Source organism: Phenylobacterium sp. (assembly GCF_035276905.1).
Lineage (GTDB): Bacteria > Pseudomonadota > Alphaproteobacteria > Caulobacterales > Caulobacteraceae > Phenylobacterium.
Genome location: NZ_DATELG010000368.1, coordinates 1 through 13,139 on the forward strand (window position 1 = coordinate 1; position 13,139 = coordinate 13,139).

A 13,139-nucleotide genomic window follows, 5' to 3' on the forward strand; every position below is an offset into this window, starting at 1 on the left:
CCTGAGCGCCCGGCGGTAGCGGCCGTAGCCGCCGAACAGCTCGTCGCCCCCCTCGCCGGTCAGCACCACGGTCAGCGTATCCTTCGCCGCCTCGGCCAGCTTGTAGGTCGGCAGGGTGGCGTAGTCGGCGGTGGGGTCGTCCAGCGCCCAGGCGACCTTCGGCAGGATCCGCCAGAAGTCGGCCTCGTCGAACGTGGTCTCGCGCCAGTCGAGGTTCAGGGCGCGGGCGACGCGCTCGGCCTGCGCCCGCTCGTCCTTGGCGCCGGGGGCGTCGAAGCCGCAGGTGAAGGCGGTGACCGGCCGTTCGTTCAGCCGGGCCATCAGGGTGGCGATCGCCGCGGAATCGATCCTGCCGGAGAGGAACAGGCCGTAGGGCACGTCCGAGCGCTGGTGCACCCGGACGCTGTCCTCCAGCACGGCGTCGAGGCGGGCGAGGAGCTGGGCCTCGGCAGTCCCGAACGCCCCCTCCGTCTCGCTACGCGAGCCACCTCCCCCGCTGCGCGGTGGAGGAGCGGTCGCTGCTCCCCCGCCTGCGGGGTTCGGCGCCAAGGCCCTTCTGCGCCAGCCCCCGACCACCTTCCCGTCCCGCACCTCCAGCACCTCGCCGGGCGCCAGCCGGCGCACCCCACGGAAGATGCTGGCCTCGCCCACGGTGTAGCTGAAGCCCAGGAGCTCGCGTCCGGCGTCTTCGTTCATCTGGGGCTTCGCCAGCCCGGCGGCGAAGAACGCCCTGGGCTCGGAGGCGAAGGCCAGGCCGCCCTCGTGCTCCAGCAGGTAGAGCGGCTTGATGCCGAACGGATCGCGCGCCAGCCAGGTGCGTCCGTCCGCCCCGATCAGGCACAGGGCGTACATGCCGCGCAGACGGTCGAAGGCGGCCGCGCCTTCTCGCGCATAGAGGTGCAGCAGCGGCTCGAAGTCGGAGCCGGTGGCGAGCTCGCCCGCCAGCTGGAAGTCGCGCGCCAGCTCGACGTAGTTGTAGATCTCGCCGTTGCCGATCACCGTCGCGCCGCAGGCGTGCAGCGGCTGCCAGCCGCCCTCCAGGTCGATGATCGAAAGGCGCGCGTGGGCCAGGGCGGCGTGGGCGGTCGTCTCAATCCGCACGCCGTCGGGTCCGCGATGGGTGATCGCCCCGATCATCGACGCGACAAGCGTCTTTGGGCGCGCCTGGCCGGCCGCGCCCGGGGCGGGGCCGAGAAGTCCTGCGACGCCGCACATCAGAGCGCCCCGTAGTCCGAGAACAGCGCCTTCCACTGGGCGACCACGGCGGCTTCGGAGAACTCCAGCTCCACCCGCTGGGCGCCGCGCCGGGCCAACCGCGCGCGCAGGCGCTCGTCCGCCAGCAGGCGCCGGACCCCCTCGGCCAGGGCCTGGGCGTCGTCGACCGGCGCCAGCAGGCCGTCCCTGCCATCCTCGATCAGCGCCTTCGGCCCCTGGCTGGCGGCGGCCACGATCGGCAGGCCATGGGCCCAGGCCTGGATCACGACGTTGCCCAGCGGCTCGTAGCGCGAGGGAAAGACGCAGACGTCAGCCGTCCGATAGAGCGCCGAGGCGTCGTTGCGCCAGCCCAGGAACCGCACCCGCCGGTCGACGCCCAGCGCCACCGCCATCGACTTCAGCCGCGCCTCCTCGGGCCCCGCGCCGGCGATCCACAGCCAGGCCTCCGGCGTCAGCGCCAGCGCCTGCAGGGCGATGTCGTGGGCCTTGGCCTCGTGCAGCCGGCCCATGGCCAGCAAGAGCGGCGCGCCCGCCGGCGTCGACAGGCTCTCGCGCGCCACCGGCAGGGTCTCGGGCGGGGCGGCGGCGAAGTTGGGAATGTAGCGCACCCGGCCCGCCGGCCAGCCCTGGTTCACGATCCATTCGGCGATGTCCTCGGTGTTGGCGACCAGGACGTCGAAGCCGTCGTAGTATTTGAGGTTGTAGTAGCCGCCCAGCCGGCCGACCCGCGCCCACGGCCCCTTCGGCGTGTGGCGCGCGGCGCGGTTCATCCAGGCCAGCGCCAGTTTCGCCCCGTTCAGCCGCCCATAGCCGGCCGCCGCGGTCTTGGTCAGGATGTCGATCGGGCCGCCGAAGCCCAACACCTTGACCGGCACGCCGGCCGCCTTCAGCGCCGCCTCGCGCGCGGCGTGGCGCCGCAGCGCCACGGCCTGGCCCACGCCCGCCCGGGCGAGCGCGCGCACGAGGTCGACGAAATAGGTCTCGGCCCCGCCGTCGCCGGCCGTCCCCAGGAGATGCAGCACGCTCATGAGGCTGCAAGCCTAGACGCTCGCGCGTCCGCGCCCAAGCCGCTTGAAGAGCTGAAAGTCTGACCCTATAACCCGCGCCTCGCTCGCGAGCCTGCGCGTGCGGACCCGTGGCTGGGTAGCTCAGATGGTTAGAGCGGTGGATTCATAACCCACAGGTCGGCGGTTCGATCCCGCCCCCAGCTACCATTTCATACAAAGCGGGACCCCGGTCAGGAACACCGCTAAGTCATGACCACTATCAAAGGCGGCCGGCCAGACTTGTGGCAAGCTTCCGGCTTTCTTGGACAAGGAGGCGGAAATGCGCGGGCCGGCGAAGACGGTTTCAGCTGCGGACCGAATTGCGCGAGGCAGTGCGGTCGGTGACGCGATCGCCCAGTCACGCACCCTGGCGAGCGGCGTCAGCGAAACCTGGGGCAGGGAAAGCCAAGCCTTTTTCAACGATTGGATGCGTGACGCCCTGGAGGCCCTGCGCGGCATGCAAGCCGCCCGTTCTCCGATGGACGTCTTGGGTGTTCAGCAAAGGTGGCTGCTGGCGCGCGGGTCCGCCTGGATTGACGCCGGCGTGCGGATGGCGACAGGGGCTTCGCTGCTGGCGGAGGACTCCGTCGCCACCCTCAAAGATTTCCGCCTGCCGGAGTAGGATTTACTGCGCCAGCCGCACGGTCGAAGACGCCGCGGTGCTCGTCGTGGCGGAAGGCAGGTCACGCACGGCCCCCAGCTGCCGGCGCTCCGAGCGCGCTTCACGCAGAACCAGGACGCCGATCAGCAGCCAGACGATGCCGGCGGTCGGCCCATCGGCCAGGCCCGAAGCCAGGCCGAAAACCAGGAACAGCCAGCCCGTCGCTTCCGTGCAGGCCGACGTCAAGCGGCTTGCCAGGCGCGCACGCGCACCCTTGCCTGACACCAGCGCCGACAGGATCCGTCCACCGTCGAAAGGCAGGGCCGGCAGCAGGTTCATCGCCATGAAGACGATGTTCAGGGTGACCAGCGCCGCCAGCGCGCCCACGACGGCCTCGGGCCCGGGGGCGACATAGACGATCCTGGCGGCCGCCAGCATCGCTGCGGCGAGGACCAGGTTCGAGACCAGGCCAAGGGCCGCCGCCGCAAGCTCCGACCGCAGGCGGCCGACCCAAAGGGCGAGCTCGTGCACGCCGATCGAGGCCGCGGCGCCGAAGATGAATACGGCGTTGCCGAGAGCGCCGTCGGGCAGGCCCTGGAAGGTCTGCAGGGTTGAGCTATCTCCGACGACCCAGGCCAGCGCGAGGGCGAGGAGGGGCCAGTTGGACGCTTCCAAGACCGCCGCGTGCTTCGACATCGTCGCCTCGTCTCCGGCGGCGCGGATTTTCCGATCCGGCCGCTCTGGAGCAGGATGGGCGTGGGAGCGCTGAAACGAAATTCCGCGTGGTCCCCTAAGTAGCGTTGCGGATCCCTCGCCGGGGTCTGGATCTTGACGCGGCTCAAAACCTCGGTGCGGCGCGCGTCCCAAGCTCGGCCGCGCAACACTGGAGGTTCTCGATGACGCCCTATCTCGCGCTCGTGCTCGCGGGCTTCACCCTGTTCGTCGGCGCTCTCGGCGTGGTGACGCTGCAGGGCTGGGTCGCCGCCCTGAAGGCGCGCCCCGCGGGGTCGGGCGTTCGCCGGCGCTGAGGCGATGCGAGATCAGAAGCCGGCGAGCAGGGCGATGCGGACCAGTTCCGACAGCCCGTTCGCCCGCGTCTTGCTCATGACGTTGGCGCGGTAGACCTCGACGGTGCGCGGGCTGATGCCGAGTTCGTAAGCGATCACCTTGTTCATCTTGCCGGCGACCACGCCGCGCAGCACCTCGCGCTCGCGGGCGGAGAGGGTCTGCAGCATCTGCTCGAACCGCTCGCGCTCGGCGTGCTGCGAGTCGGTCTCGGCCTGGGCGTCGAGCGCCATGCGGATCGATTTCAGCAGGGCTGCGTCGTCGAACGGCTTCTCCAGGAAATCGATGACGCCGGCCCGCATCGCCTCGACCGCCAGCGGCACGTCGCCGTGGCCGGTGATCACCACCACCGGCAGTTTCAGGCCATGCGCCGTCATGTGGCGGACGAGATCGAGCCCGGTCATGCCGGGCATGCGCACGTCGGTGACGACGCAGCCGCCGCTCAGGCCGCCCGCGACCTCCAGAAAGGCTTCGGCGGAAGGATAGGTGCGGGCCGGCAGGTCGTTCATCTCCAGCACGAAGCTCAGCGCCGCGCGCACCGCCTCGTCGTCGTCGATCAGGTGCACGACCGGTTCAGTCATCCTTGACGTTCTCCTGCTGAGCGACCTCTTCCCGCCGCACCGCCGGCAGGGTGAAGCGGAAGGTGGCCCCGCCCTCGGGATTGGACTCCACCCAGATGCGGCCGCCGTGGCCCTCGATGATGGTCCGCGAGATCGACAGGCCGACCCCCATGCCCTCCGCCTTGGTGGTCATGAACGGCTTGAACAGCTGCTCGGCGACCTGCGGGCTGAGGCCATGGCCGGTGTCGCGGACGAAGACCTCGATCATGTCGCCCGGCGCAGGCCTGGCGCCGACGGCGACGACCTTCTGCGGCGCGGCTTCCATCGCCTCGACGGCGTTGCGGATCAGGTTGAGCGCGACCTGCTGAATCTGCACCTTGTCCACCAGCGCGAGGTCGACGTCCGGCGACCAGTGGAAGGTCAGGCGGACGTTGCGGTCGCGGGCGCCGATCATCGCCAGGGCGCCGGCCTCTTCGATCAGCGGCGGCAGATGCTCGATCCGGCGGTCGGCCTCGCCCTTGGAGACGAACTCGCGCAGGCGGCGGATGATCTGCCCGGCGCGCAGCGTCTGCTCGGCGCCCTGGCCGATCATCTCCTTCAGGCGGTCGCGGTCCAGGGGATCGCGGTCGACCAGCAGCTGGCTTCCCTTCATGAAGCTCGTCGCGGCGGTCAAAGGCTGGTTGAGCTCGTGGGCCATGGCCGAGGCCATCTCGCCCAGCGCCGTCAGGCGCGACACGTGCACCAGCTGGCCCTGGAGATCCTGCAGCCGGCGCTCCGCCGCCTGGCGTTCCGTCAGGTCGCGCACGAAGCCGGTGAAGAAGCGGTGCTCGCCGGACTTCATCTCGCCGACGGCCAGCTCCATCGGAAAGGTGGCGCCGTCCTTGCGCTCGCCCACCACGACCCGGCCGATGCCGATGATCCGGCGCTCGCCCGTCGACATGTAGCGTCCGAGGTAGCTGTCGTGGGCGCTGCGGTAGGGCTCCGGCATCAGGACGCTGACGTTGCGGCCGACCACCTCCGCAGAGCTCCAGCCGAACTGCCGCTCGGCCGCGGCCGAGAAGGAGTGGATCCGGCCGTGCTCGTCGATGACGACCATGGCGTCGGGCACGGTGTCGAGGATCGACTGCAGGTGGTCTTCGCGTCCCCTCAGGTCGTCGATCAGGCGCTGCACGCTGGCGCTGTTGCGCAACATGCGCGTTCCGGTCGCCCCGATCACCACGGCCAGAAGGGCGAACACCGTCGCCCGCACCAGGACCTCGGCGTCGCCGACCGACTTAAAGCCGATGATGGTCAGGCCGCAGAAGCCGGACAGCAGGCCCGCGAGCACCGTCGGCCAGAAGCCGCCGGTCCAGGCGCTCGCCAGCAAGGCCGGGACGAACAGCAGGAAGACGAGATCGTCGTGGAAATACCGATCCAGCGCCAGGCGAAGGCCCGCGCACAGCGCGGTCGCCAGGACCGCGACGGCGTAGCCGCGCCACGGAGGCGTCGAGCGGCTCAATTCCGCGATCCTGGGGGGCAGTGTCGCCATGGCCGCCGATCCGTCTGGGCCGGTCTTATAGCAGCCAAGTTTCGCCGGCGGCCATGGCCCCCGGCGCCGGCGAGGCCTCGCCTCATTCGGGCCGCAGCGTCCGCACGTAGGCCAGCAGGTCCGCGCGCTCGTCCTGAGAGAAGGTGATCGGCGGCATGCGGTCGACGCCGTGGGCGGAGACCTGCGCGAAACGGATCGACAGCTGCGCCGGATCGTAGCGGTCCACCAGCCGCCGGAAGGCGGGGCCCTCGTAGGGCGGGCCGTCGTCGGCGCTGACGTTGTGGCAGCCGCCGCACCTGCGCCGAGCGAACGCCTCTCCGCGCTGGGCGGCGGGCTCCAGCCGCGAAGCCGACAACTGGTGGCCGGACCCGGCGGCGGCGATCGGCGCTGCGGCGCCGAGGCCGATCGCCGCCGCCAGGACGACGGCCAGGGTCGCGCGCGGCCTCAATGGCTGAGCAGCAGGAAGCATGGGACGTGCCGCATGAGCTCGAAGGTGACGCCTCCGAAGACCCATTCGCGGGCGCGGCTGTGGCCGTAGGCGCCGGCCACGATGAGGTCCGCCCCGGCCTGTTCCGCCGTCTTCGTGAGGATGGCGACGACCTCGTCGGGCCCGCCCCGGGCGGCGGCTGGCCGCGCCTTCACGCCGTGCCGCCTCAGGGCGGCGCAGACGTCGGCGGCCTGGAAGGCCGCGTTCTCGTCCTCCTGAGCCGCGCAGACCGCCTGAACGATCACGTCGTTCGCGCGCGACAGCAGCGGCAGGGCGTCGGCCACGGCGCGGCGGGCCTCGCGGGTGTCCTTCCACGCGACCACGACGGCTTCGCCCCGCAGCCGGCGGGCGCCGGGCGGGGCCAGCAGCACTGGGCGACCGGCGGTCATCACCAACTCGGCCGGGTCGACTGAGCGGCAGCCGCCGCCGCGGGCCTGCGGGCTGGCGACCACCAGGTCGGCGGCGCGCGCGTTGCGCACCAGGGCGCGGATCGGAAAGTCCTGGGCCGAGCGCCATTCGCCGTCGAGCCCCTCGGCCTCCTTCCGAAAGGCCTTCTCGGCGGCCTGCAGGTCGTTGTTGACCTGCTCCTGCAGCAGCACGAGCCATTCGCCGGTCGCATAGCCCATGAGCGGATCCGGCGCCGGAAACGGCTCGATGGTCTCCGCGCCCAGACCGATCAGGCGCGCCTGCAGGTCGCGCGCGAGCTCCACCGCGACCTGCAGGCGTTGCCGCGCGCCCGGAACCGGCTCCACGTGCACGAGGACCGAGGCGTAGCGCTGGGCGAGCAACTGGGCCGAAGTCTCCGGCCGTTCCTGGGTGAGGGCCTGGGTGAGGGTCATCGCGAGTCTCCTTCGCGCGCGCGGCCACGGCGCCCAGCGGCGCGTGGCGTCGGTTGTTGCTAGGCGGCCATCGCCTCCAGGGCGCCCCACTTGCGGACCTCGAAGCGGCGGTTGGAGGGAAATTCGACGATCGCCTCGCCCTGCAGCTGGGTCAGCATCCGCGAGACGGTCTCGATGGTCAGGCCAAGGTAGTCGGCCATGTCGCGGCGCCCCATCGGCATGTCGACGGGGGCCGACGGTTCGCGTTGGGCGAGGCTCAGGAGGAAGCTGGCGACGCGTTCGCGCGCACTGCGCCGGCCCAGCAGCATGACGTGATCCTGCAGGCGGTCCATCTCGCGGGCCGTGGCCTCGAGGATCGCCCGGTCGACCGCCGCCTCGCCGGCGAAGGCGCGCACCGCGCTGCGCCGAACGACCTGCAGCTCGCACGCCGTCAGGCCGTCAGCCGCGAACCTGTGCAGGGGGCCAGGCTCCAGTCCGACGAGATCGCCCGGGTAGTAGAAGTCGCCGACCTGTCGGCGGCCGTCGGCGGTCAGCTTCGAGGTGCGGACCACCCCGCGCAGCACGCGGTAGAACATCTCGGCGGCATCATCCTGCGCGTAGATCTCCGCCTCGCGCTGGAAGCGCACGCGCGTGCCGAGACGATCGAAGGCCTCGAGCAGGGCGGCGGGCGGGCGTTCGGCGTCGCGTTCGTCGACGAGGGTGGGGCGGTTCATCTTGGCCTCCGTGCTGGTGGCCAAGTGGTACGCCCAGGCTCGGCGCCCCGACATTTCGGAGCGTCACCTACGTACTGGCCCGGAGGGGCGGCCCAGGTCGGTGACCACGCCGCCGTGCGAGATGAACCGCGACTGCGCGCGACAGCGTTGGAGGGTGGAGACGATCTGGGCGGGCAAGGTCATAATGGCCGGGCGCTGCTGCTGTCCGGGGTGAAGGTTCCGATGGCGGCTGCGGTTGCTGGGGTCATGAAAGTTTTACGGAGGCGACGGATGGCGCGCCCGCCAAGCCGCGACGTTTCGGCCGCGCCCGCGCCGGCTAATCGCCATTTTTCCGACTCCGAATATCCGCAAGCGAACTCGGTAAGGCACGTGGGTTGCAGTCCAAGGGAGAATGAGCGTTGAGCCGACGTCTGGAATTCCGCGGTCAGTCGGGCGCCGTCTACTCGTTCACCCGTCTCGAGGGCCAGGCTCTGAAGCCGATCGGCGTGACCTATGTGATCGCCGAGGCGGGCGCCGAGGGATGGCGGCTCCTGAAGGTGGGCCACACCAACAACCTGGCCGAGCGCAGCTGGGCCGGCCCGCTCGCCGAGACGAAGGAGGCCCACCCCGGGGCCGAGCTGCTGATCCGCCTGAACGTCAGCCGCTCGATCCGCGAGGCCGAGGCCGCCGATCTCGCCCCGCTGGTCGACTGAGAGCAGTTTGAGGCCGCCCGCGCGGGACGCGCCGAACTCGACCTCAACGGCGGCCTAGGGGCGGGTCGCCTTGCTGGCGCCGGCCGGCGCGGGCTATGCCCCTTGTGGGGTTATCGGGCGTAGAGGCAGGCAATTTGGGCGAGCAGCGGCAATCCGGCTTGACGGCCTGGGCGCTCACCACCGGCGAGGCCGGCATGCGCACCCAGGCGCGCGGCCTGGCCTGCGCCGTCGCCGACGGGGTGATCGAGAAGGTGATCCTCTCGCGGCCGCCGTGGCGCAGTCTGCCGTCGGGCGGCCTGATCCTGCGCGGTCTGGCGCCGGAAAGCGACGAGATCGCCCCGCCGTGGCCCGACCTGATCGTCTCCTGCGGCCGCCGCTCGGCGCTGATCGCGCGGGAGGCGAAGCGGCGGGCGAAAGCGGCGCCGCTGCTCGTCCACGTCCAGGACCCGCTGGCGGGGGCGGCGGAGTTCGATCTGGTCGTCGCCATGGACCACGACCACGTGCAGGGGCCCAACGTCCTACGGGTGGCGACCGCGCTGCACGACGTGACGCCGGCCAGGCTGGCGGCGGCGGCGGACGCCTGGCGTGACCGTCTCTCGCATCTGAAGCGGCCGCTGATCGGGGTGATCGTCGGCGGGCCGGCGGGCCGCGCGCCGTTCGGCCCGGAGGAGGCGGGCTCGCTGCTCGAACGGGTGAAGTCGATGATGATGGCCAGCGGCGGGGCCGCGGCGATCGTGCCGTCCCGGCGCACCCCGGACGAGGTGCTGGCGCTGTTCGTGGACCACGCCCGGCGCGACCCGGACCTCTGGGTCTGGCGGCGGGAGGGCGACAATCCCTACCTGGGCGTCCTGGCGCTGGCCGATCGGCTGGTGGTCACCGGCGACAGCGTCTCCATGGTGTCCGAAGCGCTCGCCACGCCGCATCCGGTGGAGGTCTTCTCCCCGCGCCTGCGCCGCCGCCACCAGGGCTTCGTGGGAGGCCTGGAGCGGCGCGGCCTGGTCCGGCCGTGCGACGGCCGGTGGACGCCGCCCGCGCCGCGGCCGGTGGTCGATTCCACGGCGGAGGCGGTCCAGGCCCTGCGCGCCCTGATCGCCCGTCGGGGCTGAGGTCCCGCCTCAGCGCGGCGTGTAGACCTTCGGCGCGGGCCCCAGCGCCACGGGCCCGAGCGTGATCTGCCCGGCCTCGAAGTTGAGCGTGGCGCGCGCGCTGTCGCCGGCCTGGCGGGCGGTGGCGACGGCGCTGGCCGCGTCGGCGGCGGTGGAGGGCAGCACCCCGGACTGGGCCATGGTCCCCAGCGCCCGCGGCGCCTGGCGCAGGCCGACGTCCATCACCCCGCGCAGCCGGCCGTCGCGGCCGACGCCCAGCGCGCCGCTCTTGACCGCCACGAGGGCTTCGCCGGCGGCGAGCTTGCTGGTGTCGCGCACGTTCATCTGGCCGCCGGCGTCGGACCAGCGCTGCACCGCCTCGGCCCAATCCCGGCCGGTGAAGGCGCTCATCTTCGAGAGCGTCGAGTTCCACACCAGCGAGACCGGCTTGCCGGCGGCGATCCGGCCGAAGACGCCGTCGGGGCGGGCCTTGCCGCCGTCGAGCCGCGCGAACACGCCGCCCTCGTCGTCAGGACCCGCGCGCAGGTGGAACTCGACCAGGTCGGCCGCCGTCAACGCGAAGGGCTCGGCGCCGGCGGCCGGCTGGAAGCTCAGGCCCTCGCCCTGGAAGGAGAAGCTGGGCGGCCGCTTGGCGAAATCGGTCAGGCTGGCGCGCAGCACCTGGCCGGTGATCGCCACCGGCCCGCCGACCGGGCGCACGAAGGTCAGCCCCTGGGGCGCGGCGAGCATCCAATGGCCGGGCGCATAGGGGAAGGCCTCGCCCTCCAGCAAGGGCGCCTGCAGCGCCCAGCCCGACGGCTCGCGCAGCTTCACCTCGGTCAGGCTCACGTCCATGCGGAACGGATAGCCGCCGAGGCTCCGGCGTCCCCAGCTGACCTGGTAGCCGCCGCGGCCAAGGTCGGCGACGGAAGCGTCCATCCGCTTCTGCACCTCGCCGCGCATCCAGAACCAGAAGAATGTCCAGGCGAGCGCCGCCAGAAGAAGCAGAACGAACGGAAGGTAGAGGCCGAGCCTTCGGGGTTTGCGGGCGGCGAGCGGATCGTGCACAGACATGGCCGTATCTTTAGCGCGGGGCGGGATGGCGTACGAGCGCTGGGTCTTCGGTTACGGTTCCCTGATGTGGCGGCCCGGGTTCGCATTCGCCGAGCGGGCGGCGGCCACGCTGCACGGACGCCGGCGGGCGTTCTGCATCTATTCGGTCCATCACCGTGGAACCTATGAGCGGCCGGGGCTGGTGCTGGGGCTGGCCCCCGGCGGCGCGACCCGCGGGGCGGCCTTCCGCGTGGCCGAGGCCGACTGGAAACACGTCTACGGCTATCTGATCGAGCGCGAGCAGCCGACCGAGACCTATATCGAAGCGCGCCGGGCGGTCCGGCTCGCCGACGGCCGCCGCGTCGAGGCCCTGGTGTTCCTCTCCGACATCCGCCACGCGCAGTGGGCCGGGACGCTCAGCCTGGAGCGCCAGGCGGACCTGATCGCCGGCGCCCGGGGCCTGTCGGGCCCGAACGTCGAATACCTGCGCGACCTCGTCGGCCACCTGCGCGAGGAGGGGATCCGCGACTCGGCGATGGAGCACCTGCTGGCTATGGTCGAGGCGCGGGAGATGGCGGGGCGGTAGATGCTCCCCCTTACGAACCAATCCCGTCATCCCGGACGGCCTGCAAGGCCGATCCGGGACCCAGGGGCCGTGCGCACCGCCCTGGGTCCCGGCTCTCCGCTTCGCTCCGGCCGGGATGACGGACAATCCTTTGCGGGAGGATCCGGGCGCTACAGCCCCTTCGCCAGCAGCCGCTCCGAGGCCGTCTCGTTGCGCTCGCGCAGCAGGCGCATGAACTCCGCGCGTTTCAGTCCGGGGGGGATCGGCTCCAGGTACTCGAAGACGATGGTTCCCGGAGTGATCCGCTGGCCGCGCGCCGACCAATGGACGCCGGAGTTGGTCGCCACCGGATGCACCGGCACGTCGATCTCGCGGTAGAGGGCGGCGATGCCGGGCTTGTAGTCGCCGGGCGCGCCGGGCGCGGTGCGGGTGCCCTCTGGGAAGATCACCACCTGGCGGCCGTGGGCGAACCGGTCCTTGGCGTCGCGCACCAGCTTCTTCAGCGCCGTGGAGTGTCCTGCGCGGTCGACGAAGATGTTCCCCGCCCGCTGGCCGTACCAGCCGAACCAGGGAATCCACTTCAGCTCCTTCTTCGTCACGAAGGCGGTCGCCGGCAGGACGCCGAACTGGGCGAAGACGTCGAACATGCACTGGTGCTTGGGCGCCACCAGCGCCGCGCCCTGCGGGATGTGCTCGCGGCCGCGCACCTCGACCCGGACGCCGAACAGGCCGAGCAGGACGACGATCCCCCGGCTGTAGATGCGGAACATGCCCAGCATCCCCGCCGGCGGCCCCAGGAGCAGCGGGGTGCAGGCGATCGCGATGCCTGCCGACCAGAGATAGAACAGGGCCGCGAACAGGGCGGAGCGGACGGCGGTCACAGTCAGTCCTCTTGCTGCGCCGCGTCCGCCGTGGACGGGCCTTGCGCCGGGTCGCGCGGGCCCAGACCCAGGACGGCTTCGCGGCCGAGGATCGCCAGATACTTGCAATACTCCACCACCATCAACCGCGCGCTCTTCGGCGAACGCCACCAGCGCCTGGCCTTCAGCGCCGGCGTCGGCACGGCGTAGGCCTGCAGCTGGAACTGCGGCTCGCGCATCACCGCGCGCAGCTCCAGCATGGCGCGCGGCATGTGGTAGTCGGCGGTGACGATGATCAGGTTCTTAAAGCGCATGCTGCGCGCCCAGTCGGCGGTCTCGCGGGCGTTGCCGACGGTGTCGGCGGCGGTGAAGCCCAGGTCCACGCAACAGTCGTAGAGCCTGCGCGCCGGCTTGGAGACGTTGCGGATGTCCTCGCGGGTCGCGTCGCGGTTGACCCCGCTGATCAGCAGCCGCTGGGCCATGCCGTCCTGCAAGAGGTCCATGGCCGCAGCGATGCGCTCGTTGGAGTTGGCGCCGGTCAGGGCCACCACGCCCTGGGCCGCCTCCGGATAGGGCGCCGGCGTCGACTGCTGCACCCGCGTGGCGAAGGCCAGCAGGCCTGCGAACCAGATCAGCGCCAGGACCAGGAAGGCGGCGATCGACTTCATTGCATGTCCCGGATCAGCGCCCCAGCGGTGAAGCGCGCCGCCAGCGCCGCCACGCCCGCCGCCAGCAGCGGGCAGGGCAGCACGGCGAGCATGTCCGCCCAGGCGATCGGCAGCGCCGGCGTCAGCCCGCGGCTGCCGCCCAGCAGGCGCAGGGTCACGCCG

General features: G+C 71.7%; 16 protein-coding genes, 1 tRNA gene and 1 pseudogene. 6 read left to right on the plus strand and 12 right to left on the minus strand.

The features are described 5' to 3' along the window. A partial coding sequence (gene asnB, locus VJS38_RS17445; protein WP_324089424.1) for an asparagine synthase (glutamine-hydrolyzing) occupies positions 1-1,215 on the minus strand: 1,215 nt, incomplete at its 3' end. After that, complete coding sequence (locus VJS38_RS17450) at positions 1,215-2,243, minus strand: glycosyltransferase (protein ID WP_324089425.1); 1,029 nt, start codon at positions 2,241-2,243, stop codon at positions 1,215-1,217. The genes VJS38_RS17450 and asnB, both read right to left, overlap by 1 nt. Positions 2,244-2,352: 109 nt before the next feature. Here VJS38_RS17450 and VJS38_RS17455 point away from each other — a divergent pair. Further along, positions 2,353-2,429: transfer RNA gene (locus VJS38_RS17455), tRNA-Met, on the plus strand. A 112-nt stretch (positions 2,430-2,541) separates the two neighbouring features. Further along, complete coding sequence (locus VJS38_RS17460) at positions 2,542-2,883, plus strand: hypothetical protein (RefSeq protein WP_324089426.1); 342 nt, start codon at positions 2,542-2,544, stop codon at positions 2,881-2,883. A 3-nt stretch (positions 2,884-2,886) separates the two neighbouring features. Here VJS38_RS17460 and VJS38_RS17465 read toward each other — a convergent pair whose 3' ends face one another. Next, positions 2,887-3,558: a site-2 protease family protein gene (locus VJS38_RS17465; RefSeq protein ID WP_324089427.1), complete on the minus strand. Its 672-nt coding sequence runs from the start codon at positions 3,556-3,558 to the stop codon at positions 2,887-2,889. Positions 3,559-3,758: 200 nt separating this feature from the next. Between VJS38_RS17465 and VJS38_RS17470 the strand changes: the two genes are divergently transcribed. Continuing rightward, positions 3,759-3,890, plus strand: a complete 132-nt coding sequence (locus tag VJS38_RS17470) for a hypothetical protein (protein WP_324089428.1) — start codon at positions 3,759-3,761, stop codon at positions 3,888-3,890. A 12-nt stretch (positions 3,891-3,902) separates the two neighbouring features. Here VJS38_RS17470 and fixJ read toward each other — a convergent pair whose 3' ends face one another. The 5 genes from fixJ to VJS38_RS17495 all read right to left on the minus strand — a co-directional run bounded on the left by fixJ (position 3,903) and on the right by VJS38_RS17495 (position 8,054). After that, on the minus strand, positions 3,903-4,508 hold the full coding sequence (gene fixJ, locus VJS38_RS17475) for a response regulator FixJ (protein WP_324089429.1): 606 nt from the start codon (positions 4,506-4,508) through the stop codon (positions 3,903-3,905). After that, positions 4,501-6,015: a PAS domain S-box protein gene (locus VJS38_RS17480; protein ID WP_324089430.1), complete on the minus strand. Its 1,515-nt coding sequence runs from the start codon at positions 6,013-6,015 to the stop codon at positions 4,501-4,503. Before VJS38_RS17480 ends, fixJ begins: the two co-directional genes overlap by 8 nt. An 82-nt stretch (positions 6,016-6,097) precedes the next feature. Beyond that, complete coding sequence (locus tag VJS38_RS17485) at positions 6,098-6,463, minus strand: cytochrome c (protein WP_324089431.1); 366 nt, start codon at positions 6,461-6,463, stop codon at positions 6,098-6,100. Then, positions 6,460-7,341 carry a universal stress protein gene (locus tag VJS38_RS17490; RefSeq protein ID WP_324089432.1) on the minus strand — a complete coding sequence of 294 codons (882 nt, stop codon included), beginning with the start codon at positions 7,339-7,341 and terminating at the stop codon, positions 6,460-6,462. The genes VJS38_RS17485 and VJS38_RS17490 overlap by 4 nt, the downstream gene beginning before the upstream one ends. Positions 7,342-7,400: 59 nt before the next feature. Further along, complete coding sequence (locus VJS38_RS17495; protein ID WP_324089433.1) at positions 7,401-8,054, minus strand: helix-turn-helix domain-containing protein; 654 nt, start codon at positions 8,052-8,054, stop codon at positions 7,401-7,403. A 398-nt stretch (positions 8,055-8,452) separates the two neighbouring features. On the opposite strand from VJS38_RS17495, the gene VJS38_RS17500 reads away from it, so the two are divergent. Then, positions 8,453-8,746 (plus strand): hypothetical protein, encoded by a 294-nt coding sequence (locus tag VJS38_RS17500; RefSeq protein ID WP_324089434.1) that lies wholly within the window; start codon positions 8,453-8,455, stop codon positions 8,744-8,746. Positions 8,747-8,904: 158 nt separating this feature from the next. Beyond that, positions 8,905-9,852, plus strand: a complete 948-nt coding sequence (locus tag VJS38_RS17505) for a mitochondrial fission ELM1 family protein (RefSeq protein ID WP_324089435.1) — start codon at positions 8,905-8,907, stop codon at positions 9,850-9,852. A 9-nt stretch (positions 9,853-9,861) separates the two neighbouring features. Here the strand turns inward: VJS38_RS17505 and VJS38_RS17510 are convergent, their stop codons facing one another. Beyond that, entirely contained in the window at positions 9,862-10,905 is a 1,044-nt protein-coding gene (locus VJS38_RS17510; protein ID WP_324089436.1) for a DUF2125 domain-containing protein, read from the minus strand. A 25-nt stretch (positions 10,906-10,930) separates the two neighbouring features. Here VJS38_RS17510 and VJS38_RS17515 point away from each other — a divergent pair, with 25 nt between their 5' ends. Next, positions 10,931-11,470, plus strand: a complete 540-nt coding sequence (locus VJS38_RS17515) for a gamma-glutamylcyclotransferase (RefSeq protein WP_324089437.1) — start codon at positions 10,931-10,933, stop codon at positions 11,468-11,470. Between the two features lie 10 nt (positions 11,471-11,480). Here VJS38_RS17515 and VJS38_RS17520 read toward each other — a convergent pair. The 3 genes and pseudogenes from VJS38_RS17520 to VJS38_RS17530 form a co-directional block, all read right to left on the minus strand. Next, positions 11,481-11,591 (minus strand): annotated as a pseudogene (locus VJS38_RS17520) (hypothetical protein); the annotation flags it as partial. A 28-nt stretch (positions 11,592-11,619) separates the two neighbouring features. Further along, a complete protein-coding gene (locus VJS38_RS17525; RefSeq protein ID WP_324089438.1) occupies positions 11,620-12,330 on the minus strand; it encodes a lysophospholipid acyltransferase family protein in 711 nt (236 codons plus the stop codon). Positions 12,331-12,332: 2 nt separating this feature from the next. Next, a complete protein-coding gene (locus VJS38_RS17530) occupies positions 12,333-12,977 on the minus strand; it encodes a YdcF family protein (RefSeq protein ID WP_324089439.1) in 645 nt (214 codons plus the stop codon). Positions 12,978-13,139: the final 162 nt, after the last annotated feature.

Bases quoted from the DNA above. Each gene is read 5' to 3' on its own strand.
- VJS38_RS17495 (WP_324089433.1), bottom strand. From the start codon at position 8,054: ATGAACCGCCCCACCCTCGTCGACGAACGCGACGCCGAACGCCCGCCC.
- VJS38_RS17465 (WP_324089427.1), bottom strand. From the start codon at position 3,558: ATGTCGAAGCACGCGGCGGTCTTGGAAGCGTCCAACTGGCCCCTCCTC.
- VJS38_RS17530 (WP_324089439.1), bottom strand. From the start codon at position 12,977: ATGAAGTCGATCGCCGCCTTCCTGGTCCTGGCGCTGATCTGGTTCGCA.
- VJS38_RS17460 (WP_324089426.1), top strand. From the start codon at position 2,542: ATGCGCGGGCCGGCGAAGACGGTTTCAGCTGCGGACCGAATTGCGCGA.
- VJS38_RS17450 (WP_324089425.1), bottom strand. From the start codon at position 2,243: ATGAGCGTGCTGCATCTCCTGGGGACGGCCGGCGACGGCGGGGCCGAG.
- VJS38_RS17470 (WP_324089428.1), top strand. From the start codon at position 3,759: ATGACGCCCTATCTCGCGCTCGTGCTCGCGGGCTTCACCCTGTTCGTC.
- VJS38_RS17515 (WP_324089437.1), top strand. From the start codon at position 10,931: ATGGCGTACGAGCGCTGGGTCTTCGGTTACGGTTCCCTGATGTGGCGG.
- fixJ (WP_324089429.1), bottom strand. From the start codon at position 4,508: ATGACTGAACCGGTCGTGCACCTGATCGACGACGACGAGGCGGTGCGC.
- VJS38_RS17490 (WP_324089432.1), bottom strand. From the start codon at position 7,341: ATGACCCTCACCCAGGCCCTCACCCAGGAACGGCCGGAGACTTCGGCC.
- VJS38_RS17510 (WP_324089436.1), bottom strand. From the start codon at position 10,905: ATGTCTGTGCACGATCCGCTCGCCGCCCGCAAACCCCGAAGGCTCGGC.
- VJS38_RS17480 (WP_324089430.1), bottom strand. From the start codon at position 6,015: ATGGCGACACTGCCCCCCAGGATCGCGGAATTGAGCCGCTCGACGCCT.